Origin of the sequence: Streptomyces sp. NPDC093568 (assembly GCF_044764945.1) — a bacterium.
In the GTDB taxonomy this organism is placed as follows: domain Bacteria; phylum Actinomycetota; class Actinomycetes; order Streptomycetales; family Streptomycetaceae; genus Streptomyces.
The window spans coordinates 1-23,847 of sequence record NZ_JBIWJD010000008.1; the positions used below are offsets into that span (position 1 = coordinate 1).

Sequence of the window (23,847 nt, forward strand, 5' to 3'; positions counted from 1 at the left end):
TCTCCCGCAGCCGGTCGGCGATGTGGAGGCGGTCGGCCTCGGACAGATACCGACACGGCCCGGCCGGTTCGGGTTCGGGTATCGGGGACCGGTCCATGTACCGCCAAGGCAGCCCCGTCTCAATGAGAGGCGGGGCTGCCTTGTTCTTCCCCGATGCCTGTCGGCCGTAAAGCCAGCGTCTGCCAGTGCGGTCGTTGACGCCGACGATCCGGCAGGCCTCCGAACTGCCCATTCCAAGATCCACGAGCCGAAGGTACTCAGCTCGCTCGCGGGCCAGCTTCTTACGCCCCTGCGGCCGTCGGTCCGCTCGGACCTCGAAGTCCATCGCACCCCTTGAGCTGGGGTGTTGCAACGACCACTAGAACTTAAGGAGACCCGGGCCCTTTTGGTGTCCGCTGTGATCAGTCGTCGCGTGCCAGATTCGTGCCAGAACGCTGATCGCCAGGGTCAGCGGTGGGCCGTCCCGGCACGACCGCGGCTTCCTGGCGTGCCTTGTGTACGGTCGCGTCGAGTCCGGCAGCAACTTCCTGCTGCCGGTCGTCGTCGGAGTTTACCGGCCCCCTTGATCCGGTGATCCAGCCCGGATTGCGCGTGATCAGCTCGTCATCCACAGCCGTTTCCATGATGGCCTTGAGAAGCCGGTACGCCTTGGTCGCCATTGTCTGGTGCACTGCAGGCACTAATAGCGCCATGACCTACGTGATTCATGGCGCCACCGACGCCCAGGGTGCCCCTGTTGTCGCCGCTCTCTCTGCCGCGGGAAAGTCCGTGACGGCTGTGACCCGCAACGCGCACGCCGTCGGGCGCGTCGGCAGTCCGATCGCCATGGGCTTCCACCCATGGCGATCGTCCGGTTGCGATCGAGACGGCACCCGGTCCGCCCGGTGGTTCGGGCCTGCGGGAGCCGGTCGACGTGGCGGTGGCCTGGGAATTGGGCGTGATCTCGTCGAAGCCGGACGGGTGCGGGTTCGAGCTGATGGCGAGTGGCTGTGCGCCGGCAGCGCAGGTCGTCTCAGACTCGTATCCGGTTCGGGTCCGTGGTGTGCTCGACGCCTGGGGCCGTGCGCCACAGTGCGGCCGAGAGCCACATCAGGATGCCGCCGACCAGGACGTGCAGCCCGCTGGTGAACAGGGAGTCGGGCAGCGCGGTCAGGAACGCGAACAACGGCAGAACCACGGCGTACCCCCACGACGGCACCCTCGGGAAGACCCGGGCGCGGATCATGACCGCCCCGAACAGGGCGCAGCCCACGGCGAAGACGGCCGCGGAACCGATGAGCGCGGGGATGGTGGGGCCGGTCAGGGTCTCGTCGACGACATCCTCGTCCAGGTAGAAGATCACCAGGTTCGACGCGAACGCGGCACCGCCGAACAGGCCGAGGCCGATGAGGTTCACGGGCGCGGCGATCTTCCCGAGGCTCCCGGCGACAGGGCCCTGGCGCAGGTGCAGCGCGGTGAGCAGCGGCAGGGCGAACGAGGGGGCGAGGGCGAGCGGGACGCTGGTGGCCGAGGTCTCCCCGGTGAACGCCTCGACCAGGCCGGGCAGGGCGATCAGCAGGCCGGACAGCGCCCCGCACAGGGAACCGGCGCGAAATGTCGATGAGATGGAGGAGTTGGCGGATGAGGCCATGGGGCTGCTCCGGTTGCTCGGACGGTGGGTGGGTGGTTGTCCGGACCGTTGAGCGCAGGCGCGAACGGTGAGCACCTCGTACAGCCGGTCCGGGTGGCAACGGTAGGAAGCAGCCGGTCGGCGTCGGGAGGTGAAGGACGTCGGGCATCGGCGTCCGGAAGTCACCGTCTTGCGGACGGCGCCGTGCCGTTCGGCACATGTCGTTTGGTCTGACCCGGCCGTGATGTGCCCGGCGGTGCCCCAGGCGGTCGTGATCGGCCTAGCCTGGCGGCAACGGGGTGAGGGGGTGCGCATGGTGGTGAATGCGCCCGTGCGATGGGTGCCGCCGCTGCTGTACGGCGTCGTACTGGTGGGTGGTCTGTACTCCGCGGTGGCCGGCCTGGATGACCGTTCAGGGCCGACGGCCTGGAAGGCGGCCGGCTTCGTCACCGCGATCGGCGCGCTGTTCGCACTGGAGGCGGCCGGACGCCGTTGGCCCGCTGCTCCGGTACCGCTGCTGCTGGCCCGCTGCACCCTGATCGCAGCGGTGGTGCTGCTGGACGCCTCGGGACTGTCCCAAGTGCTGTTCGTGCTGCTGCCGTTCACCGCCTACTTCGCCTTCGGCCGCACAGCCGCGCTGGCACTGGGCACGCTGTGTCTGGCCGGGCTGCTCGGCACCTACCTGCTGACCGCGCCCGGCTGGTACCGCGACCAGGAGCATGTGTCCGACCTGTTGATGCTCTGCGTCGGGCTGGTGCTGGCGATCTCGATGGCGGCGGTGGCCGTCGGCGAGCAGCGCGCACGGCTGGAACTTCAGGCGTACGCCGCGCGGGTCGCCGAACTGTCCGCCGCAGCCGAGCGCAACCGGCTGGCGCGGGACATCCACGACAGCCTCGGTCACCATCTCACCGCGATGTCCGTGCAGTTGGAGATGGCCTCGGACTTCAGAAGCCTGGACCCCGACGCGGCCCGGCGGGCGCTGGAGGAGGCACGGCGATCGGTGCGGCTCGCGCTCGGCGAGGTACGGCAGTCGGTGCGCGCCCTGCGGGACGAGCCGACGCGCCCCACGCTGTCGGCGGCGCTCACCGCGCTGGCGCAGGACGGCGCGGCACGACCGCGGGTCGCTGTCGAGGTGAGCGGCGACGAGGAGGGCTGGGGCACGGTCGAGCTGACCGCGCTGTACCGGGCCGCGCAGGAGGCCGTCACCAACGCGCGCCGCCATGCGCGGGCCGCACAGGTGACCGTTGTGGTCCAGTTGGCCGGGGACGCGGCGCGGCTGGAGGTGACGGACGACGGCCGCGGCTTCGCACCGGACACGGACGCCGCCGGGTTCGGGCTGCTCGGCATGAAGGAGCGGGTACATCTGGTGGCGGGGAGCGTCGACATCGACAGCAGCCCGGGCGCCGGCACCCGGGTGACGGTCACGGTCCCGCGCGGGGGCGAGGGCGAAGTCCGGGTGGACGGGGAGGCAGTGACATGAACGATGAGGAGCCGGAGCAGGCGCCGCCCGTGCGGGTGCTGGTGGTGGACGACCAGCGGCTCATCCGGGACGGCATCGCCTCCCTGCTGTCCATCCGGCCGGGTGTCGAAGTGGTCGGCACCGCCGTGGACGGCCGGGACGCCGTGGCGAAGACTCTGCAACTCGGGCCGGATGTCGTGCTCATGGACGTCCGGATGCCGGAGATGGACGGTGTCGAGGCGGTCGCCGTCCTGCGCGACCGGGCGCCGGAGTGCCGGGTGGTGATGCTGACGACGTTCGACGACGAGGAGTACGTCGTGCAGGCACTGCGGGCCGGGGCGCACGGCTATCTCCTCAAGGATCTGCCGGCCGAGGAACTCGCACACGCGGTCCGTCTGGCGCATGCGGGCGTCACCCAGCTCGACTCGTCCGTCGCCCGCCACCTGACCGCCTTCCTGCCGCATTCCGGCCCCGCCGCCAAGGCTCCCGCCGTCTCCCTCAGCCCGCGCGAGACGGACATCCTGCGGCTCGTGGCACAGGGGCACACCAACCGGGAGATCGCCGCGCGGCTGTACCTCAGCGAGGGCACGGTCAAGAACCATGTCTCCCGCATCCTGGGCCGCCTCGCCCTGCGCGACCGCACCCAGGCGGCGCTCCGTGCCCGGGACCTCGGCCTGTTGTGATCGCGCGCAAGGCGTCGAGGACATGCGCCTGCTCGTCGGCTGGGTGTTTGTTTGTTGTCCAGTCCAATCTCCACCGACGGCGCGGGCCGGATCCCGCGGGCCGTAGCCGACTTCCGACCCCGCCGCACGCGGGGACCTGACCGTCCCAGTACCCCCGCGGTTCCCACCAGACCCCCTATGAGCTGCAGCGACTCATTTCTGAGCGGAACACACATCACTCGAGTCAGCGTGCCCGCTCCACCCGGCGCTCGTCCCACACCGGCTCTGGGGTCTCGCGTACCCAGCCGTCGCTACCGAAGACCAGGAAGCGGTCGAAGGACCGTGCGAACCAGCGGTCGTGGGTGACCGCCAGGACCGTTCCCTCGTACGACTCCAGACCTTCCTGGAGGGCCTCCGCCGACTCCAGGTCCAGGTTGTCCGTCGGCTCGTCCAGCAGCAGCGCGGTAGTCCCCTGGAGTTCCAGCAACAGGATCTGGAAACGGGCCTGCTGGCCACCGGAGAGGCGGCCGAAGGTCTGGTCCCCCTGGCGGTCCAGCTCGTAGCGGCGCAGCACCGACATGGCCGCGCCGCGGTCCTGGGCGTGCTCCGTCCACAGGATGTCCACCAACGTGCGCCCCATCAGCTCCGGATGCGCATGCGTCTGAGCGAAATGACCCGGTATCACCCGCGCGCCCAGCTTCACCGTTCCCGTGTGGTCGACATCCTCCCCGGCCAGCAGCCGCAGGAAGTGCGATTTACCCGAGCCGTTGGAGCCGAGGACCGCCACTCGCTCGCCGTAGAAGACCTCCAACGAGAACGGCTTCATCAGCCCGGTCAGCTCCAGATGCTCGCATGTGACGGCCCGCACCCCGGTCCGGCCGCCCCGCAGACGCATCCGGATCTCCTGCTTGCGCGGCGGCTCCGGCGGCGGGCCGATCTCCTCGAACTTGCGCAACCGGGTCCGGGCCGCCTGGTAACGGGAGGCCATATCGTCGCTGCGCGCGGCGTACTGCTGCAGGTCCTGTACCAGCTTCCTGAGCTGGGCGTGCTTCTCGGCCCAGCGGCGGCGCAGTTCCTCGAACCGGGCGAACCGCTCCTGCCGTGCCTCGTGGAAGGAGCCGAAGCCGCCACCGTGCACCCAGACGTCGGAGCCGGCCGGTCCCGGCTCCACCGCGATGATCCGCCCGGCCGCGCGGGCCAGCAGCTCCCGGTCGTGCGAGACGAACAGAACCGTCTTGCCGGTCTCGGCGAGCCGCTCCTCAAGCCATCGTTTGCCCGGTACGTCCAGATAGTTGTCGGGTTCGTCCAGCAGGAGGACCTCGTCCGGACCGCGCAGCAGCGCCTCCAGTACGAGCCGTTTCTGCTCACCGCCCGACAGAGTGCGCACCTGGCGCCACTGCGCCTTCTCGTACGGCATCCCGAGCGCGGCCACGGTGCACATGTCCCACAGGGTCTCCGCCTCGTAGCCTCGCGCCTCCGCCCAGTCGGCGAGGGCCTGGGCGTACTTCATCTGGGCGGCCTCGTCGTCCACCGTCATCATGAGGGTTTCGGCCGCGTCGACGGCCCGGGCGGCCTGCTGGATGCGCGGCGGCGCCACCGACACCAGCAGATCGCGGACCGTGGTCTCGTCCCGCACCGAGCCGACGAACTGCCGCATCACCCCGACGCCGCCACTGGAAGTCACGGTGCCGCCGTGCGGCTTCAGCTCGCCGGACAGCAGGCGCAGCAGCGTAGTCTTGCCGGCACCGTTCGCCCCGACCAGGGCCGCCACAGCTCCCTCGCCCACCCGGAACGAGACGTTCCCGAGCAGCACCCGACCGTCGGGCAGGTAGTACTCGAGGTGAGCGGCCTCCAGATGTCCCATCTTTCCTGTGTCCTTGTCTGCTGTACGGATATGGCGTGGGTGCGTCGGCGCGCTGTGTGGGCGGGCGGCCCCCCGACTACGGTGCCAGGGGGCCTGGTCGACGGGCTCATGGTTTTCCCGACCGCCGGTTGCCGGGGCCCCGGGGCATCCGCTCAGGCGTTGTGGAGGTCCGGGTCCGCTGGATCGGGGTGGGTCGAGCCGGGGTTGCCGGCCGGGGCCGCGAACCGGTGGCGTACGGCGAAGGCGACGGCGGCGCCCGCCAGCAGGGCGGCGACCGCGGCGACGAAGGCCGCCCAGGTGCCGTAGGCGCCGACGAGGAGACCGCCGAGTTGAGCACCGACGGCGGCGCCGACGACGTTAACGGTGATAACCCAGGTGAAGGCCTCGGTGATGGCACCTGACGGGGCCGTGCGCGCGACGAGTTCGTACTGCACGGCCGTCACCGGGGCATAGACCAGGCCGCCGAGGGCGAGGGCCAGGCCTATCGACCAGTTGTCCCAGGCGAGCAGGGGCAGTGCGGTCAACGCGGACAGGAGGAGCAAGCCGATGGCGAGGGTGCGTTCGGCGGGCCAGTCCCGGGTACGGCTGCCATACCAGAGCCCGCCGACGACCCCGCCGACGCCCCAGGCACCGAAGATCAGCCCGACGCTGTCCGCGGAGCCGTGTTCCTCGGCGAAGGCGGGCAGGGCCAGGTTGAACACGCCCGTGGACACGGCCGCGCAGACCAGGATGGCCAGCAGTCGGACCAGGCCCGGCGAGCGCAGAGCACCCAGCAGGTCGCTCTCCGTCTCCTCGGCGCGCCAGTTGCGCGAGGCTTGCGTGGTGGCGAAACCGATGGCACCCACGCCCGCCAGAACCCCGCCGACGACCAGGGCCGTGGCGGGGGTTCCCCAGAACAGTATGCCGCTGAGCAGCAGCGGTCCGCCGATGAAGAAGATCTCGCTGAGCACCGCCTCCAGGGAGAAGCCCGCCTCCCGGCCGCTGGTGGGCAGCGCGCTCCACAGCGACCGGACGGAGCCGCTGATCGGCGGGATCGTGGCGCCCGCGACGGTCGCGCACACCAACTGCGCGAGGCGGGCGTCAGGCGCCATGCACACCAGAGCGATCAGTGCCAGCGGGTGGACAACACCGGTAAGGAGGAGCAGGGGAGTTTGGCCGTGCACGTCGACGCGGCGGGCGACAATCGGCGCAAGCACCGCACCGCCCAGCGAGTAGCAGGCCAGCAGCAGGCCCGCGGAGCCGTAGCCCGTGCCTCGCGAGGTGGCGAACACCACAAGGGCGAGCGTGACCAGGAACAGCGGGAACCGACCGACGATGCTCCACAGCAGTGGAGCGCGCATGGCCTTGTCTCTCAGGACGGTGAGGAACCGGTTCCCGGCGGGCGGGGGCTTGGAGTCGGTTTCAGCGGACGGCTCTTCGGGCCTGCTGTCGGATACGGCGTGGGTCATGGCATTCTCTCGGTTCTTGTGGGGACGGTCCGCCGGGCAGGAAGGTGCCGTTCAGAGCGCGGCAACGACAGCGGCAATCTCCTTGGCGAACAGGATCTGTTCCGCCTCGTCGAGTTCCGGGGTGAGCGGTATGCACAGGGTGCGGCTCAGCCCGTCGCGAGTTGCGGCGAAACCGTCCCGGCTCAACGGCGCGTAACGGTCGTCGCCGTCGGCCAGGTTCCACGGGAACCCATCCGCGTACAGCGAGGCGCGGCCCGCCACCACCGGGTGCTCAGGCAAAAGGTACTTGTCCAGGCTCCAGCAGGGCAGCCCGCGTTCCTCCAGCCGCTCCATGGCCCGGTCCCGCAGATGTCGCGACTCCAGCAGCAGCCGCACGCTGGTCTTGACGTCACCACGGCGCTTGGGGATCACGGTGACGTCCGAGCGCTCGCCGAGCGCCTCCAGCGTCAGGGCGTAGTGCTGCTCCAGGGAGGAGAGGATCTCGTCCAGCCGCCGGAACTGCTGGAGCTGTACGGCGGCCACGGCCTCGTTGGCACACAGGTTTTCGCCGTAGAACGCGCCGGGGTTCCAGCCCGGGTACTTGCCCTGCTCGCGGGCCGAGCCGTGGTCGGTGTAGGAGCGCAAGACGTCCCAATGGGCGGGGTCGCGGACCACGACCAGGCCGCCCTCGCCGGAGGTGAGGATCTTGGCGTGGTGAAAGCTGAACGTGCCCGCATAGCCGACGGTACCGGCGTGCCGTCCGTCCGTGTGGCGTCCGCCCATGGCCTGCGCGCTGTCCTCGATCAGGTACGGCACCCGCTTGGGCAGGTCGACGACGGTGCCTTCCATGTGCGCCACCACCACTCGCTCCGCGTCCGCAGGCAGCAGCGAGGCATCCAGGCCGAACCGCTCATCGACGTCGACGAGGACCGGAACCAGTCCGCAGGACAGCACGGCACCGGCCACCGCGACGAACGTGACCGCCGGTATGTACACGGGGTCGCCGACCCGCGGCCGGGTGCCCATCAGCGCCACACGCAGGGCTTGTGTGCCGTTCGGCACGGTCAGCGCCCGCCCCGCGCCGAGCCGTTCGGCCGCGTACGCCTCCAGCAGGTCGGCGTTGCTCGGCGCGGGGGCGCTGTAGCGGAAGAGGACCTTGTTGTGGAGGGACCGGTGCAGTTCGGGGGTGTCCCCCAGGGAGAGGTAGTTGGCGCCGTAGGGGAAGGGACGCAGCATCAGCAGGCTTCCGTTCGAGGTGGGTGGACAGGGGCTGCGGGGAGAGGCCGCGTCAGAACGGGGCGAGCAGGAGCTGCCGGACCTGACGGGCGACGCGCTGGGCGCCGCGCCGGTCGTCACCGGCGTGCTCCAGTGCCCGGGAGATGCGGTTCCAGAGCGGGTCGGCACCTCGGACGGCCCGGTCGGCCGAGGTGTCTGGTGCGGTCGCGTCGAGCACCTCGATGCCGGCCGCCTCCGTGATCCCGGCAAGCCGACTGGCCTGGTCCGCGTCCAGCGCCGGGAGCAGCAGCAGCGGGACCCGAGCGGCGTGCGCCTGGTTGACGGCAGTGAGCAGGGGTGAGGAGACCAGCAGCGACGCCTCGGCCAGCAGCCGCTCCGTGGCTGTCTCCTCGACCCCTACGACGGGCAGTGCGCCGGTGTCCTCTCCGGCCGCGGCCAGCAGGGCGGACCGCGCGGGCACCGGCGCGTCCAGGACCACACCGAGCAGCGGTTTCCCGTCGTACTGTGCCGCTTCCGTGGCGGCGCGCAGGGCCGCGCCCGCCCGGGCGACGGCCGCGTGGTCGGCGGGGTGCAGATCCGGTGTGGACAGTTGGACGACCGCGCCGCGCGCCGCACGCGCCCGGGCGGCCCGGGGCGGGGCGATCGTGCCGACCGTGTGCACGCCCACGGCGCGCTGCCCGCCCAGCCAGCCCGGCCGGTGCAGGCAGCGGACGGCCGACGGCGGCCAGGTGTCGCCGGGCGGGGGGCCACCGGAGGCGACGAATACAACGGGCACGCCGGAGGCGCTCAGGCGCGCGGCGAGCACATCGTCGTCGCACACCACGGCGGCGCCGAGGGCGGGGCCTGCGTCCGGCTCACCGGTCAGTTCGACTTCGGTGAGGTGGGCGCTGACATGGCGCAGCGCGGCCTGGGACTCCAGCGCGGGTCGGGCGGCGGCGAGCACGCGCAGCCGCGGCGGGGCGGGATGCGAGGCGGTGGTGGGTGAGGACATGGTGGCTCCGGGCGCGGTCGGTTCCAGACGCGGGCGTGAGGGGAAGGCGGGGCCGTCAGTAGCTCCAGGCCGGTACGGTGCCCATGCGGGCGAGGTCGTCGCTGTAGCCGGCGGCGGTCGCGGAGCAGCCGCCGCACATCGTCGGACCCTGCTGCTTGAAGAGATCCGCGTGGGTGCGGAAGACCGGGCTGTCGAGCATGACCTTGCCGTCGTCGGTGCGCAGCGGCGCGCCGCCGGGGCCCTCGTCCCCCTCCTTGTGCGGAAGGCAACTGCACGAGAACATCCGGCCGTTCTTGCCGTCCAGGTAGATCACGTCGTCGGTGACCAGACACAGCGGCTCCGAGGCGCGCGGCGGCAGGGAGTCCTCGAAGAAGGCCTTCTGCTCCTCGGGTGTGTCGCCGTAGAAGCGCTTGCCGAGCGGTACGAGCGTGGTGGTCGGGTCGGCGGTGTAGATGGGATCACAGGCGGCGGTGACCTCCTCCGCCGACGGATAGCGGATCTCACGGTCCAGCTTGATCGCGGACAGCTCCCACTGCTGGACGCCGAGGTCGGTCAGCACCCGCTGCAGCTCGGGCATCTGCGCGAAGTTGTGCGGTCCCACGACGGAGTTGACGCGCGGGATGATCCCCAACTCCTTTGCCCGGCGCAGCCCTTCCAGACCGTTGTCGAACATGCCGGGAGAGCGGCGGTAGACGTCGTGGGTGGCAGCGGAGGAGCCGTCCAGGCTGACGATCACCTGGGCCAGCCCGGCGTCGGCGAGCCGGTCGACGAAACGGGGAAGGAACATGCCATTGGTGATCAGCGACATGCGCATGCCGTGCTCCGTGCCCATGCGCACCAGATCGACGACGTCCCGGTGCATCAGCGGCTCGCCGCCGGTGAAGCGGACGTAACCCACCCCCTTCGCCACCGCCTCCGGCAGCAATTCGGCGAAGTCCTCCGGGCTGAACCGGTAGGTGTCCCGGGACAGGGCGAACTCGCACATGAAGCAGTCGGCGTTGCATGCCTCCAGCACACGGATGAACAGATACCGGTGTCGTTCCTGCATGATCGGTCAGCCTTTCAGGAAGGGAGGTCGGCGGGGCGGTGACTGGTGTCGCGGCGAGCCGCGGTGGCCAGCACGATGTCGGCGACCTGGGCCGCGCCGCCGGTGCCGACCAGCCGGGCCAGGGCGGTCCATTGGCCTTGCTGCCGCTCGACCGCGGCGAGGCAGGCGCCGATGCGCTCGGTCAGGGCCGCGCGGACCGGCGCGGGGGTGCGGGCGGCGCGCGCGATCCCGCCGTAGATCAGTTCCAGGGCAGCGTCCTCGCCGGGAGATCCATCGCCGTCCGCGACGTCACCGGGTGCCGTGACCAGGCGGGCGTCGAGCACTTCCTGGGCGCGGAACACCTCCTCGGGCCACTCGGCGATGGGCGCCTCGGTGGCCTGCGCGTAGAAGGAGGCGTTGAGGATCTGGCTGATGTTCTGCGGGGGCAGGCACACCACGGGCACCCCGCGCGTGCTGGTCTCCAGCAGCGTGGTCAGACCGGGGGAGGTGAGCAGGACGTCGGCCTCAGCGATCTCGGTCAGGAAGCCCTCGTGGCCGAGGGCGCCGCTGCGTACGTCGAGGCCCGCCGGAACGGTGATGCCGTCGAACACCCCCTCGGGCACGTTGCCGCACAGCGTGACCTGCCGGGTGCCCCACGCGGCGAGGGCGTCAAGCGCGGCCGGCACCGTCAGGGACAGGTAGGCGGAGGGATCGTCCAGCAGCGGCGACAGCAGGCCTCCCAGGCTGACCACCGCGCGGCGTTCGCCGGCCCGCCGCATCTCGCGTCCTGTCCGAACCGGCCCGGGGACAACCACCGACTCGACCCAGCGCAGGTTCTCCACACGGGCCAGCACGGGCCAGGCCGGACCCGGCAGCCCGGGAACCAGCTGCGCGCAGTAGGCGCCGGCTCGCAGCGGCAGGCTGTCCAGATCGTCCTTCGTCCACAGGAACGGCAGGCTGTCGACGAACACGACGGGGCAGCCCGCGTCCTCCAGCGCCACTGCGGCGGCCCGGTCCAGGACGCACACGGCGGCATCCAGGGACCGCTCGTCCACCAGGGCGCGCAGCGCCCGCGCATCCGTGAGGTCGACGTCGTGCCACTCTTCGACCCCGTGGCCGCGCACGATCTCGCGGCCGAGCCGCGAGCCGAGCCCGACGAAGCGCACGCGATCGCCGAGCTCCGCCCGCAGCGCGTGCACGATCGCACCGAGCTTTCCGGCGCTGCCCCAGCCGAACTCAACGCCGCACAGGGCGACGGTCACGGCGGTGGGCGGCCGACCGTGCCCGGCGGCCGCGGGGAGTGTCCGCAGTGCGGTCGTCATGCCGGCACCGCCGTTTCCGCAGCGGCCGGCTCCGCCACGGGCGTGTCGGGGCGGTCCGTCGCGTGCCGGTGGTAGGCCAGGGCCGGGTCCAGCTCCGGTGCGCTCCACGGCCCCGGTCGGACGCCGAGACCGGCCGCCCAGTCCAGGGCGGTGCGGACCGCGCCGTCGAGGCACTGCGCGGACCAGCTGCCGTCGAACGGCAGCTGCAGCACCGGGGAGATCTCGCCGAGTGCCGAAATCATCGGGCTGTAGGTGGTGCCGGGGTCGAGCAGCAGGGCGACGGGCTTGCGCATCGCCGAGGCCCAGCCCAGTTCGAGTGCGACGCCCGTGGAGGGCGGGGTCCCCGGGTAGGCGAGCACCAGGTCGGCGCACTGCATCGCGCGGAAGTCGGAGGGGACGCACTCCTGTGGGGGCAGACCCCACTCGCCCCACCCCTCGTTGTGGTGGGCGTTGAAGACTGCATGCCCGGCGTCGAGAAGTGCCTCACGCAAAGCCGACAGCCGCTGCCGCCACTGCGGACGGACCACGCCATCGGCCGGATCGATGAACTGCACGAACGGCGCGGCGAGAAAGACACGCAGGCCATCGGTGAGGCCGTCGCCGATGCGCCGGCCGGCCGCGGTGTGCGCCGCGGCAGCGGCCGTAGGGGGCAGGGGAGTGGTGCCGCTCATGCCTGCTCACCGGCCTCGGTCAGCCGGTCGTACTTCAGGGCATTACCGCGTGCCAGCTCCACCGGGTAACGCTGCTCGTTGAGGGCGAGCTTCTCGCGGGCCGCCGCGAGCAGGTCGATACCGGCCGAACGGGACAACCGCAGCAGATAGTTGAGGATGTCGGCCAGCTCGTGGGCGAGTTCGCGGCGGAACTCGGGGTCCTCGAAGGGGCGTGCCGCGGCCTCCTCCGGGGTGAGCCACTGCAGCAGCGCCAGCAGTTCCCCGCTCTCGCCGCCGAGGGCCATCGCCAGGTTCTTGGGGTTCTGGAAGGCGTCCCAGCCGCGTGCGGCCACGAAGGAGTGCAGTTCGACGGCGTACTGGTCCAGGTCACTCATGTGCGTCTCCGGTGCGGTGTGGCGCTGCGGGCAGGGTCAGGCCCCACTGAACGATGCAGGTGTCGGGGTGGTACGCGGCCGGCATCAGGCCCTCCAGGGACCAGCCGCGGCTCTGCATGAGCGCGGTGACGGCGGGATCCGGCGGCTGGTGGGTGTAGAGCTTGCGACCGAGCCCGCGGTACAAGTCGGGCAGCTGGTCCAAGAGCTGGGCGAGGACGGCCGGATGGTCCGCGCACAGCGGCATCAGCTTGACGGACAGGCCCTTCTTCGGGCCGGCGGCGGCCACTCCGCACACGGTGTTCGTTTCGTCCACCGCCACGTGGATGACCTTGAATTTCTGGTTGAGGTCACCGTGGTGGCGCCGGTTGTGCCCGGCAATCAGCGCGTCCACCCAGTCCGCGTTCACACCCCGGTACGCGGGCTGCATCGCGCGCAGCACGAGCTCACGCAGCCCGGGCGCGTCCTGTGGCCGGAACAGGCGGATGCGGGCGTCGCTCACGGCGCCGCTGTGGTCGTCCCCGGCGGGCTCCGTGCGCAGGGTCAGGTCCTTGTAGAGCATGTGCTCGGTGCTGTCCGACTTGTACTGGCCGGGCGCGCCGCCCGCCAGCACGAAGCCATGCCAGAGGAAGAAGTCGATCGCGGCGGTGTTGGCGGCGGCGACCGTGCAGTAGAGCTGCCGGGCGCCGGCCTCGCGGGCGAAGTCCTCCGCCGCGCGCAACAGCGTGGTGCCGAGTCTGGAGCGGCTGCGGTGCTCCGGCACGAGGATCAGCGGACTGATCTTCACCGTGCCCTGGCGCTTGACGACCAGGTGCAGCACACCCAGCCGCTCGGCGTCGGGTGTGTCGTCCGAACACAGCAGGAAGGTGCGCTGGGAGTGGGAGAAGTGGCCGAACGGGTCGCGTCCGGAGGCGAGGTGCGCGTCGAGGACGCGATCGGCGTGCGCGGCGTGGTCACCGTCGTAGAACGGGCTGAGCGTGCTGGTGAAGAGGGACCTGAGGAAGTCTCGGTCGTCCTCGCCGGCCGCGCGGATGCCGGGGGAACCGGCCTTGGGCGGCTCAGTCGTGGGCAGGGGCGTGTGTGTCAGGGCTGTCACCGTGTGATCACCTTGGTCTGGGTCGCTGGGCTGCTGTCGCTGTTCACACCAGGTGCCGTCCGGCCGAAAGGTCCCGCATGGCACGGGACTTGCGCATGTACCGGGTGGGCGGGGTCTTCTTCAGCCAGCGGTCGGTGCCATGTGGCCCCGCATCGTGGGTCGCCGTCTGCCGCGGGACCACACGCCCTGTCGTCGCCGCGCGCCCGCTGCGGCGGGCGCCGAGACAACAGGGACAGGGCCTCGGCATCACCGCGGCTCTCTCGTTCGTGACAGGACGCTAGGTGCGGTCGGACAATTTTGTCAATCACTCATTGAGGCTTGTCAAACCTTGGCAAGTGATCTAGCTTCAAACTGACCGAGCGGCCGCCGCCGGCTTCCGGGAACTGACCGTTCCGGGCCGGTCCGACCGTGCACTGCCCGGTGGCCCACAGGCGCCACCACACTCAGCTTCCCGGGGGAAGACTCATGGAGAACGCCCGTCGTCGAGCCACCACCGCCGTTCTGTCGGCCGCCTTCCTCGCACTCGGGGCGGCCGCCGTCCACGTCGGCACCGAGGGCCGTACGGCCCAGGCCGCGCGCGTGACGATCGACTGGCCGCTGCACGGCGCGCACGACGTCCGCGCGCTGTCCGCCACGGCCGCCGTGACGGACCGCATCGACTGGCCGTAACCTGCGGGGCGCCCGGTTGCGGCGAGGGTTTGCGCCCTGTGCGGCACGGGTCGCGGCGACCCGTCTTGACCCGTAGGGCTTCTGCGGTGACGGGCTGACCTGCGCGGAGCGTCCAGTGCGGCGGGCTGTGGCCTGCGTGGTGGCCGGCCGGGGTTACTGCTCGCGACCCGACGGCGGGCGCTGGACATCCGCGACCGGCCCCGCTCGCCGCGACGGGACCGCTCCGCGTTCCGGTCTGGAAGCGGCGGGACGTCGTACGGCGTCCCACGCCGGGCGGAAGCGGTGTCCCGGCGCGGCTTGCGAAGTCCGCAGTCCCGCTGCCCGGCCCGGTTTGCCGGGTCGCCGTCCCCTCACCGGTCAGTTTTGCCAAGAGTTGACAAAACTGTGTCCCGGACTGAAAATGGTCCCATTCACGGGACCCACAGGCTGAGGGATGGCTAAGTGCTCGAACAACCCGGGTTCGGACAGCTGTTGAAGACCCTCCGGCAGGAGCGGGGCCTGTCCCAGGCCGAGGTTGCCGAGGGGGGCATGTCCACCGCGTATCTGTCGCGCCTGGAGTCCGGGGCCCGGCGCCCGACCGCCATGGTGCTCGACCACCTGACCCGGCGACTGGGCGTGCCCGCGTCCGTTTTCCAGGGCATCCACACCTCGCTGCTGGGTCAGGCCCTCGCCTCCGCCAGTTCCTCGGATGATGCCGACGACGCCATCCGCCTCCTCGGCGAGGCCGTCCAGGCGGATAGCGGCGAGGACCTTTCCCTGCGCTGGCTGTCCCTGTGGAAGCTGGCCCAGCTGCATGCCAAGCAGGGCAATCGCCAGGACGAACTCGCCGCAGCACGCGAACTCACCGAGCTCAGCGACCGCCTGGAGGTGTCCACCCTCCAGGTGCGCTCCCGCACTCTCCTCGCCCGCTGCCTGCGTGCCGTCGGTGACATCGACGAGGCCCGCGCCGTCGCCCAGACCGCCCTCGTCACGGCCGACAACGGGGCCGTCCCAGTGGCGGACACCATCCGCGCCCAAATGGTGCTCGTCTCGCTCGAGGCGGAGTCGGGCCTGATCACGGAGGCGCGCCGGCTCGCCGACCAGCTGCTGGAACCGATCGACGTCCTGCCCCCCGTGCTGCGTGCCGAGGCCCTGTGGTCGGCCGCCAACGTACGCATCCGTCAGGGTGACTACCCGGGTGCCGTCGAGCTGTTGCAGCGGGCCATGACCGAACTGCCCAGCCACGTCGACCTGGTACTGCGGCTGCGGCTGGCCGCCTCTTCCCTGTACCTGCAGATGACCCCGCGCCGGGTGACCGAGGCCCAACAACGGCTGACCGAGGCCGAAAGCGCCCTGAGTCTCTTCGGAGGCCCGCTGCACCGCCAGGAGCTTCTCGTCATCAAGGCCCATCTCGCCTTTCACCAACGGGACTTGGTGCAGGCCAAGATGCTGTGCGAACAGCTCACAGACGCCCTGCCGCAGCTGACCTTCCGCGACCGGATCCGGCTTGAGGTCCTCGCCCACCAGATCCGCATCCTCGAGGGCGACCGCGAATCCGGCGTCCGCCGTATCGAGGAACTCGCCCAGGAGGCCCAGAACGCCTCCAACATCCACCTGGCCTCCGAGATCTGGCGCACGCTGGCCGAGACCCTGGCCTGGGCCTCGGAGAGACAGGCCGCCCCAGCCTCGGGGAGCCCTCGAACCTCCACGTAGGACTCACCCCCTGACGCAGTCCGCGCTCCACGCCGACGCCGACGGGACGGCGGTCCCGGCCTCCTCCCTAGTCCTGGCGATGGACGACCCGGCCACGTACACCGCGGCCGTCGAGCAGTTCCTCACCGACCCCTCGCCCGCGACCGTCCCAGTGTGGACCGGTGGCCGCCCGGACCTCGTCGCCTCCGTCGCGCGCGGCCACGGTGTACGCGGGTGTGCGCCCCCACACACGCGGCATCCTGCTGAGCCCCGGCGCCCCTGCCCGCCGGGCTCGCGGGACTGATCGCACCGCTGGCCGAGGAGTGGCTCGCCGAAAAGAACTCTCAGCCGCGCTCTTCGATAGACCCGGCGCGCGACGCCGGGCGCCGGACGAGGAGGATCGGACCACGGGTGTGGCGGAGAGCCGTATGGATGCCGGCCCGGCTGACGGGTTTGCCGTCAGGGCACGACGAAGGACGGCCACACCCTCAAGGGGAGCCGGGACGCGGGTACTTCGGGCGCAGCCAAGCCCACTTCCGCGCGTTCCCCAGTGATCGCCGGCCTGTAGCAGGGCTTCACCTCGACCCGCTGCGGGCCGCCCTGCCGGCTGCCGCCCGCCGCGCCGACATGCCGATCACCTTCCTCACCGGCCGTGACGCTGCGTCCCTCGCCTGGTTCACCGCCAAGCAAAACGCCCGCATCGCCGCGGACGCCCAGCAGCTGGGCCCGTGCACCTCCACCGACCGCCCCCTTGCCCAGGCAGGCATCCACCTGCGCGACGAACGCGACGCGGAGGGCGGAGACATCAAAACCGAGATCCCCGGCACCCGCTGGAGTCGAATCGGGCTTCTCGGCCCGGCCTGAGGCCACGGCCCCACCTGCTACAAGCCCATGGACAAGCCGATCCAGCTCCGCGAGGTCCGCGCCGCCGAAATCGTCCTGAGCTCGTGCAACAACGCTCCCGTCGCCGACGCGGCCATCTACCCGCTCCCCTGCCGCGAGGTCGTGGAGCTGATGCTCGAGCGCGGCATCGAAGTCTCGTACGAGGATCGTCCGCCCTTGGTGCGCCAAGTTTCGGCCAGGAGTATGCGAACCGGCTGCCCTGGCGCCGCCCTCCTCTCGGTGGCAGATGACCCCGGGAGGAGGCCTCCGTCAATTCAATGGCGCCTTCAGGCACATGATAGGCAAGAGAAGTTGCCAAAGAGTTGACACCTTTTGGCAACTGCAGCAACATCATCTCAGGGGCCGAGGATCTCCCCGCTTTGCGGGCTGGGGGCTCCTGACGGCTGAAGCGGAACTGTGGCAGGGCTCGACCGCTGCCGCTGGACCACAGGAGATACGGAGGAGGGTCTCGATTGTCAGCCCTTCATGCACAGGTGGAGCGCCAGACGATGGCAGACGCTGATCAACGTGGCGCACCACCCCTGGACGGCCCGGGACATCCGGTCTCCCGGACCCTCGCCGACCACCTGGCGAAGTACGCTGTGCTCACACCCGACGCGCCGGCCATCCAACATGGCGATGCCGTGCTGACCTACGCCGAGCTCGACGAACAGGCGACGCAGCTCGCGATCCGTCTGCGAGACCTGGGCGTCGCGCATCGAGCGCGGGTCGCGGTGGAGATCCCGCGCTCGATCGACCACTTCGTGGCGCTCCTGGCGATCTTCCGGGCCGGCGGGACCCACGTCCCGATCGATCCGGACCAGCCGGCCGAGCGCAGGCAGTCGATCGTTGAAGCCGCACAGGCCCACGTTCTCATTGGTCGAGGCCTGAGCGTTGAACGTCTGTCGGTGATCGCGGCGGCGGCGCCTGACACGCATGATCTCGCCTACGTCATCCACACTTCGGGCTCAACCGGTACGCCAAAGGGCGTGATGGTCAGCCACGAGGCGTTCCTCCACCACCTGACGAGGGTCCTGGACGTCTACGGTTGCGGCTCCGGCGATCGGATCCTGATGCTGGCAGGCCCGGTCTTCGATGTGTCTCTCGAGCAGATCGGCCTCGCGGTCCTCAGCGGGGCCACGCTTATCCTGCCCGACGCCGATTTCTGGATGCCGCAGGAGATCCCCGACAAGATCGCGGAGCTGGGCATCACGGTGGTTGACATCTCTCCGGCCTACTTCCGCGAGACGCTCGCCCATGTCGAACGCCGCGACCCCCGGCTGCGCACCCTGCGGCTGCTGAACATCGGCAATGACGTCATCCGCTATGGGGACCTTCAAGAGTGGTTCGCCAAGGACGTTCCGGCGGATGTCATCTGCTGCTACGGGCCCACTGAGGGCACGATCACCGCCACGGTGTACCCGGTCACTCCGGCGATGGCTGAGGGGAAGAACCCGTCGGTGTCGGTCCCGATCGGGTCGCCGCTCCCCGGAACCCGTGTCTATGTGCTGGACGAAGAGCTGCGCCCCGTCGAGGACGGTGCTGTCGGGGAACTGTTCATTTCCGGGCCGCGAGTCGCCGCCGGCTATCTGAACCGCGCCGAGGAGACCGCCGCCCGCTTCCTGCACGACCCGTTCGCGGGTGACTCCGGTACACGCATGTACCGGACTGGGGACATGGTCCGCAGGCGGTCAGATGGCGTTCTTGAGTTTCACGGCAGACGGGACAGCCAGGTCAAGATCCGTGGTTTCCGGGTCGAGCTCGGCGAGGTAGAGCACGCTCTGCGTACTCATCCGGGCGTCCGCGCGGCTCACGCTCAAGCCGAAAGGGACCGCGACGAGGTCACGATCACGGCTTACATCGTGGGAGAGGTGGATGTGCGGGAGCTCGCCGAGGACCTCCGGAAGCGGCTCCCAGACCACATGGTCCCGGCGAAGTGGGCAACACTCGACGCGCTGCCGTTCACGCCTGGGGGCAAGGTCGACCGGGCGGCGCTGCCCGCTGCCGGGCGTATCGTCGCCGACCCGAAGGGGGCCCGGTCCTTCTCTCGCACCGAAGCCGAGCTCTCGGACATCTGGGAGTCGCTGCTGGGCACTGCCCCAGCCACTGGGAAAGACGACTTCTTCGATCTTGGTGGCGATTCGCTGAAGATCTCACGTCTCAGTGCGCGAATCAGCGCGGTGTTCGGAGTCCGGGTTCCGCTGCGTCAACTCATGGAGCACAGCCGTCTGTCGGATCTCACTGAGCTCGTGGAGGACCTGGTACGGCGCGACTCTGCCCGTCCCGCCGACAAGGAGACCTTCAAGACACGTTCCGCAGCGTTCGACGTGACGGTCTCGGTCAGCGATCCAAAATTTCTCGGGACGCCGATCGGTCACCGTCGCACCTGGATGCTGGAACGTTCCCTCAGCGAATTCCAGTCGGATCTGGAACATCTGGACCGGCTCGTCGCGTCGCAGACACGCGGCGTCGACCGACCTGTCATCAATGGATCCTGGGATCGGAGCGGAGCTCGATACACGCCCTCGCAGCTGGTCATCGAGGGCCAGGAGGTCATGCAGGACTGGGAGCGCCCGCTGATGCGGGCAATGGCGGCCCACGTCACCGAGAGTCGAGGGCATGTGCTGGAGGTGGGCTTCGGCATGGGAATCTCGGCCACCTTCATCCAGGAGTTCGGAGCAGCTTCCCACACGATCATCGAGCCGAACGAAGACGTCATCGGCGCCTTCGAACGGTGGCGCGAAGGCTACCCGGACCGCGATATCCGGCTGGTTCGCGGGTTCTGGGACGAGGTGATCGACCAGCTCGGACAGTTCGACGCGATCTTCTTCGACACCTATCCGACCAACGAGCACGAGTATCGCGACACGGTCGTGCACAGCACCAACTACGCGGAGAACTTCTTCGAGGCGGCCGCCGCCCATCTTCGGACCGGAGGCGTCTTCTCCTACTACACCAACGAGATCGACACCGTCGGACGCTCCCACCAGCGCAGCTTGCTCAGGCATTTCTCCTCGTTCTCGGTGGAGGTGGTGCGCGATCTCGCGCCGCCGAGTGACTGCACCTACTGGTGGGCCGACTCGATGGTCGCCGTCAAGGCCGTTAAATGAGAGAGGCGGATACGCGCATGCCCCCCAAGACGCTCGTGACCTATGTGCTGAGCGAGGAAGACAACGAGGCGCTCGACGCTGTCATCCACGACATCCTGCGAGCAGGGCACGACCCGAGGTCCGGTGCCCTGTACGACCTTGCGTGGCGGTATCTTGCCGGCGTCCCCGCGGGTCTGCGCGAGGCGCTGAGCGGCTTCCGCAACGCGGAGACCGGTAGCGCGTTCGCGATCCGAGGCTTCCGCCTGGACCCGGACGGAATCGAGCCAACCCCGGCGAGCTGGGCCGAACCCGACTCGTTGCGGAGAGAGGAACTCTTCCTCGCACTCACCGGTATGTGCCTCGGTGAGGTCTACGGTTGGTCGACCCTCCAGAACGGCAGTCTGATTCAGAACGTCCTGCCCCTGCCGGGCATCGAGCACGAGCAGAGCGGCCACAGCAGTGACGTCCTGCTCGGGTGGCACACCGAGGACGCGTTCCATCCCTATCGGTGCGATTATGTCGGCCTGCTCGGCATCCGTAACCTCGACCGGGTCCCCACGACGGTTGCCTCGATTCGGGACATCGAGCTCAGCGAAGATGCCAAGAAGATCCTCTCCGAGCCCCGTTACGTGATCTATCCCGACACCGAGCATCTGGGTCAGACCCCCGACGACGGGGCCCATTTCGGACTGTCGGAGATCCAGAAGCTGCGGGACAATCCGGAGCCCGTGGCCGTCCTCTTCGGTCACCCCGACGAGCCTTACCTGCGACTTGACCCCTTCTACATGACGACCTTCGGGACCGACCCCGAGGCCGAGGAGGCGCTCAAGGAGATCTGCGAGAAGCTCATGGTCGCTGAGTACGACGTCGTTCTCGAGCCGGGCGACATCGTCTACGTCGACAACTTCACCGCGGTACACGGCCGACGTCCCTTCCGCGCGAGGTACGACGGACGTGACCGCTGGCTCAAGAAGCTCACGGTGGCAAGGAACCTTCGCCCTTCGCGCGGTCTGCGTCGCTCATCCTCCTGCCGAGTGATCGGCTGAGGCAGGGGATCTGTGCTGCGAGCGGGTGCATGACATGCGGCGTCTGCGCTAGGGGTCAACTTCTGTCAGCTGTCGGGCGCACGGCACGTGCTCGGCGTGGGCAACGCAACGCAAGCTCGGCATCTGGTCCTGCCCGCGACGAGGCCGGCGGTGGGAGACCGGGTCCGCCTCCCGGCAACGACGTTCGCCGCGACCGCTAGTGCGGTGCTCTCCTTACCAACCTGCTCTCGGGCGACGCCGAGCGTGTGATCGTGGTCCATCTCGACGGCAGGGTCGTCGGCATTTCCAATGTCTGCCGCGTCATTCAGGACTGCGCCCAGACTATGGGCGCAGTCCACCCAGACGGTGCCATGGCCGGCACCCACGGTTTCGCAGGAGTCTGCAGCTTTACCACTCCAAGTTGCTCACTTTGGGACAGTGCGGCATCCCGGTCGCGCCCCCGTGCTCGTCCGAAGAACAGATCCACTTCAGCGGCCTCGTCCGCTCCGTCCTCTCCGGAGAGAAGTCATGCGTCCCTGTCTTCTGCTCGTCGATGGCCGACCGGGCACCTTCACCGATCATGTCCTGAGCCGAGACGATCTCGACCTCGTGCTCTTGAGGTTCGAAGAACACCTCTCCTCACTGCCCACTGACCACCTGCTGCGCACGGCGGACATCCCCACGTTCACAATCGCCGCCGACGCCGACATCCGGCGGGAGGCGGAACGCTACCTCACTTGGGTGGCAGGGCTCCCGGCACGACCGGCCCACTTCTGCAACCCACAGGAGCCTCTACAGGAGATCTCCCAGCGGTTCGCCGGCCTCGTCGGCCTGCCGCACCTCGACGCCGAGCAGGTCGCCTGGGTCCGGGACAAGACCGCGATGAAGCGGCGGTTCCGGGAAATCGGCATCCCCTGTGCGGAGTTCTCTGAGGTCGCGGATGGCGACGCGGTCCTCGGCTTCGCTGCCGCGCACGGATGGCCACTCATCCTCAAGCCGGTTGATGGCTGGTCATCCATCGATACCTACAAGCTCAACGACGAGCACGATCTCGCGAGGCTCCTTCCACTGCCTCCCTCAAGGCGGTGGATGGTGGAGGAGTTCCTCACCGGACGCGAGTACCAGTTGTGCGCTCTCGTCGCTCACGGACGGGTCCTCGACACCTACGTCTCGTGGACGCCGTGCGCGCTGCTGGAGACCATCTACGGCGGCATCAACGGCTCCATCAGCCTCGGCGTCGGCAATGAACTGGGCATCGACGAGAAGGAACTGGTTCAGCGCATCGTGGACGGTATGCGCATCGACCACGGCTACCTGCACATGGAGTTCTTTCGATCAGACGACGGCGGCATCCACATGAGCGAGGTGGGAGCCAGGCTCGCCGGCTGCGAGCTGCCCTCCAACCATGGGTTCGCCCGAAACTTCGACATGATGGCCGCGACACTCGACACATACCTGGGCCGCGTGCCATCACTGGAATACTCGACGCCGCGCTGTGCCGGAGACCTGTTGCTCCCCTACAAGGCCGGTCGCGTCGTCAAGGTCACGCCCCTGGAGACGTTGCTCTCAATGCCCGGGGTGGTTCACGGCCGGATGAATATCGCGATCGGCGACGACCTGCCGGATCAGCGGGCCTCCCACGCATCCGCCGGTTACGTGCAGATTGTCGGCCCGTCACGTCAGATCGTGGAGGACCGGATGAACGGGGTCTTGGACGCCTTCGAACTGGTGACGGAGGAGTTGTCATGAAGGCCTCCACCTATGGTCGGCTCTTGGCGAGAAAGAAGGCTGATGTTTGATGACAATTCTCACGAATACTAAATTCATCGATGAAGCCTCACGACGTCCATCAGATTCCGGTCCGCTCAGGTCGCGCTGCGGCCTCGTAATCGCCTAGACGAAATGGCGATGCATGCCGGAGATGGAAGAGATGGTGGGAAGTTGGGAATTCGTCGCGCTCCGCGGACCTCGTCAGAGATCTGGTTCCGCTGCCCCCGGCCCATACCCGGTGCCCAGGCGCGGCTCGTCTGTTTCGCACACGCGGGCGGCTCTGCTGCGGCCTTCCACTCCTGGACCATGGGACCCGACGTCGAGGTGGTCGGTGTCCAGTATCCGGGTCGGGCCGATCGTTTCCGAGAACCATTTCCCGAGAGTCTGGAACGGCTCGGCCGCGAAGTCGGCGAAGCGATCGCCACGCTGGACGAGCGCCCGACGGCCCTGTTCGGTCACAGCCTGGGCGCTCTAGTTGCCTACGAGGCGGCTCGCTATCTGGAGGAGATCGGTCAGACGCCCGTTCATCTGTTCGCCTCGGCGTGCCGTTCGCCGCAGACCGCCGAAAGCAGACCACCTATCGCAGGACTGGACGACGAGACTTTCGCCGCAGAACTGATGAAGATGGGAGGCACGGATGCTCTGGTCCTGGAGGATCTGGAGCTGCGCGATCTGGTCTTGCCCTATACCCGTGCAGACTTCACCCTGCTTGAGGCTTACGCACCATCGGCGGAACCACTCGCAGTGACACCGGTTCTGGCGCTCAGCGCAATTGCCGACCCTTACGCGACGGGCGCGGAGATGGCCGGATGGTCGGAGGCCACGCGAGCCGGGTTCCGGATGGAGAGGTTCGCAGGAGACCACTTCTATCTGGTTCCGAGGCAGGAGGAGGTGCTCGCCATGCTCCGCGTCGCGCTGGGGGTGTAGGAGGGCCGAAGGAGTCACCGCCGAACGGACGAGCAGCGGAGGCCGGCGCTTCTGGCATCGATCGACGTGTACGCGGCGG

At 69.3% G+C, this 23,847-nt stretch carries 20 protein-coding genes and 3 pseudogenes; 11 read left to right on the top strand and 12 right to left on the bottom strand.

Annotation, left to right across the window (positions count from 1 at the left end; genetic code table 11):
• The 3 genes and pseudogenes from ACIRD7_RS29045 to ACIRD7_RS29055 all read right to left on the bottom strand — a co-directional run.
• Nucleotides 1-325: pseudogene (locus tag ACIRD7_RS29045) on the bottom strand (IS30 family transposase); the annotation flags it as partial.
• A 76-nt stretch (nucleotides 326-401) separates the two neighbouring features.
• Complete coding sequence (locus tag ACIRD7_RS29050) at nucleotides 402-659, bottom strand: hypothetical protein (protein WP_403458890.1); 258 nt, start codon at nucleotides 657-659, stop codon at nucleotides 402-404.
• 353 nt (nucleotides 660-1,012) lie between these two features.
• Nucleotides 1,013-1,630 (bottom strand): hypothetical protein, encoded by a 618-nt coding sequence (locus tag ACIRD7_RS29055; protein WP_403458229.1) that lies wholly within the window; start codon nucleotides 1,628-1,630, stop codon nucleotides 1,013-1,015.
• A gap of 292 nt (nucleotides 1,631-1,922) precedes the next feature.
• Here ACIRD7_RS29055 and ACIRD7_RS29060 point away from each other — a divergent pair, with 292 nt between their 5' ends.
• Together ACIRD7_RS29060 and ACIRD7_RS29065 are read left to right on the top strand one after the other, a co-directional pair.
• Nucleotides 1,923-3,089 (top strand): sensor histidine kinase, encoded by a 1,167-nt coding sequence (locus tag ACIRD7_RS29060; protein ID WP_403458231.1) that lies wholly within the window; start codon nucleotides 1,923-1,925, stop codon nucleotides 3,087-3,089.
• Nucleotides 3,086-3,751, top strand: coding sequence for a response regulator (locus ACIRD7_RS29065; RefSeq protein ID WP_403458234.1), 666 nt, complete (start codon nucleotides 3,086-3,088; stop codon nucleotides 3,749-3,751). Before ACIRD7_RS29060 ends, ACIRD7_RS29065 begins: the two co-directional genes overlap by 4 nt.
• A 223-nt stretch (nucleotides 3,752-3,974) precedes the next feature.
• Here ACIRD7_RS29065 and ACIRD7_RS29070 read toward each other — a convergent pair whose 3' ends face one another.
• From ACIRD7_RS29070 to ACIRD7_RS29110, 9 genes are all read right to left on the bottom strand, one after another.
• Entirely contained in the window at nucleotides 3,975-5,594 is a 1,620-nt protein-coding gene (locus tag ACIRD7_RS29070) for an ABC-F family ATP-binding cassette domain-containing protein (protein WP_403458236.1), read from the bottom strand.
• Nucleotides 5,595-5,746: 152 nt separating this feature from the next.
• Nucleotides 5,747-7,042, bottom strand: a complete 1,296-nt coding sequence (locus tag ACIRD7_RS29075) for an MFS transporter (protein WP_403458238.1) — start codon at nucleotides 7,040-7,042, stop codon at nucleotides 5,747-5,749.
• Between the two features lie 51 nt (nucleotides 7,043-7,093).
• Complete coding sequence (locus ACIRD7_RS29080; RefSeq protein WP_403458240.1) at nucleotides 7,094-8,257, bottom strand: DegT/DnrJ/EryC1/StrS family aminotransferase; 1,164 nt, start codon at nucleotides 8,255-8,257, stop codon at nucleotides 7,094-7,096.
• Between the two features lie 52 nt (nucleotides 8,258-8,309).
• The gene (gene blsF / locus ACIRD7_RS29085; protein WP_403458243.1) at nucleotides 8,310-9,248 is read right to left on the bottom strand and encodes a CGA synthase-related protein; all 939 of its coding nucleotides are present in this window, start codon (nucleotides 9,246-9,248) and stop codon (nucleotides 8,310-8,312) included.
• A 55-nt stretch (nucleotides 9,249-9,303) separates the two neighbouring features.
• Nucleotides 9,304-10,296 carry a cytosylglucuronate decarboxylase gene (gene blsE, locus ACIRD7_RS29090; protein ID WP_403458244.1) on the bottom strand — a complete coding sequence of 331 codons (993 nt, stop codon included), beginning with the start codon at nucleotides 10,294-10,296 and terminating at the stop codon, nucleotides 9,304-9,306.
• A gap of 14 nt (nucleotides 10,297-10,310) precedes the next feature.
• Nucleotides 10,311-11,597 (bottom strand): hydroxymethylcytosylglucuronate/cytosylglucuronate synthase, encoded by a 1,287-nt coding sequence (locus ACIRD7_RS29095; protein ID WP_403458246.1) that lies wholly within the window; start codon nucleotides 11,595-11,597, stop codon nucleotides 10,311-10,313.
• Complete coding sequence (locus tag ACIRD7_RS29100; RefSeq protein ID WP_403458248.1) at nucleotides 11,594-12,268, bottom strand: hypothetical protein; 675 nt, start codon at nucleotides 12,266-12,268, stop codon at nucleotides 11,594-11,596. The genes ACIRD7_RS29095 and ACIRD7_RS29100 overlap by 4 nt, the downstream gene beginning before the upstream one ends.
• A complete protein-coding gene (locus tag ACIRD7_RS29105; protein WP_030958865.1) occupies nucleotides 12,265-12,642 on the bottom strand; it encodes a nucleotide pyrophosphohydrolase in 378 nt (125 codons plus the stop codon). Before ACIRD7_RS29105 ends, ACIRD7_RS29100 begins: the two co-directional genes overlap by 4 nt.
• Nucleotides 12,635-13,735: a GNAT family N-acetyltransferase gene (locus tag ACIRD7_RS29110; protein WP_403458250.1), complete on the bottom strand. Its 1,101-nt coding sequence runs from the start codon at nucleotides 13,733-13,735 to the stop codon at nucleotides 12,635-12,637. Before ACIRD7_RS29110 ends, ACIRD7_RS29105 begins: the two co-directional genes overlap by 8 nt.
• Before the next feature lie 465 nt (nucleotides 13,736-14,200).
• Here ACIRD7_RS29110 and ACIRD7_RS29115 point away from each other — a divergent pair, with 465 nt between their 5' ends.
• The 9 genes and pseudogenes from ACIRD7_RS29115 (at nucleotide 14,201) to ACIRD7_RS29155 (ending at nucleotide 23,768) form a co-directional block, all read left to right on the top strand.
• Entirely contained in the window at nucleotides 14,201-14,404 is a 204-nt protein-coding gene (locus ACIRD7_RS29115) for a hypothetical protein (RefSeq protein ID WP_403458251.1), read from the top strand.
• 441 nt (nucleotides 14,405-14,845) lie between these two features.
• A complete protein-coding gene (locus ACIRD7_RS29120; RefSeq protein ID WP_403458252.1) occupies nucleotides 14,846-16,096 on the top strand; it encodes a helix-turn-helix domain-containing protein in 1,251 nt (416 codons plus the stop codon).
• Between the two features lie 606 nt (nucleotides 16,097-16,702).
• Complete coding sequence (locus ACIRD7_RS29125; protein ID WP_403458253.1) at nucleotides 16,703-16,939, top strand: hypothetical protein; 237 nt, start codon at nucleotides 16,703-16,705, stop codon at nucleotides 16,937-16,939.
• Nucleotides 16,940-17,466: 527 nt separating this feature from the next.
• Entirely contained in the window at nucleotides 17,467-20,067 is a 2,601-nt protein-coding gene (locus tag ACIRD7_RS29130; RefSeq protein WP_403458256.1) for an amino acid adenylation domain-containing protein, read from the top strand.
• A gap of 17 nt (nucleotides 20,068-20,084) precedes the next feature.
• A complete protein-coding gene (gene gntD, locus ACIRD7_RS29135; protein ID WP_403458257.1) occupies nucleotides 20,085-21,092 on the top strand; it encodes a guanitoxin biosynthesis L-enduracididine beta-hydroxylase GntD in 1,008 nt (335 codons plus the stop codon).
• A 66-nt stretch (nucleotides 21,093-21,158) separates the two neighbouring features.
• Nucleotides 21,159-21,341: pseudogene (locus ACIRD7_RS29140) on the top strand (DegT/DnrJ/EryC1/StrS family aminotransferase); the annotation flags it as partial.
• Between the two features lie 1,115 nt (nucleotides 21,342-22,456).
• A pseudogene (locus tag ACIRD7_RS29145) lies at nucleotides 22,457-22,516 on the top strand (hypothetical protein); the annotation flags it as partial.
• Complete coding sequence (locus ACIRD7_RS29150; RefSeq protein ID WP_403458848.1) at nucleotides 22,503-22,820, top strand: hypothetical protein; 318 nt, start codon at nucleotides 22,503-22,505, stop codon at nucleotides 22,818-22,820. The pseudogene ACIRD7_RS29145 and the gene ACIRD7_RS29150, both read left to right, overlap by 14 nt.
• A gap of 159 nt (nucleotides 22,821-22,979) precedes the next feature.
• Entirely contained in the window at nucleotides 22,980-23,768 is a 789-nt protein-coding gene (locus tag ACIRD7_RS29155) for a thioesterase II family protein (protein ID WP_403458850.1), read from the top strand.
• The last annotated feature ends 79 nt before the right edge of the window (nucleotides 23,769-23,847 follow it).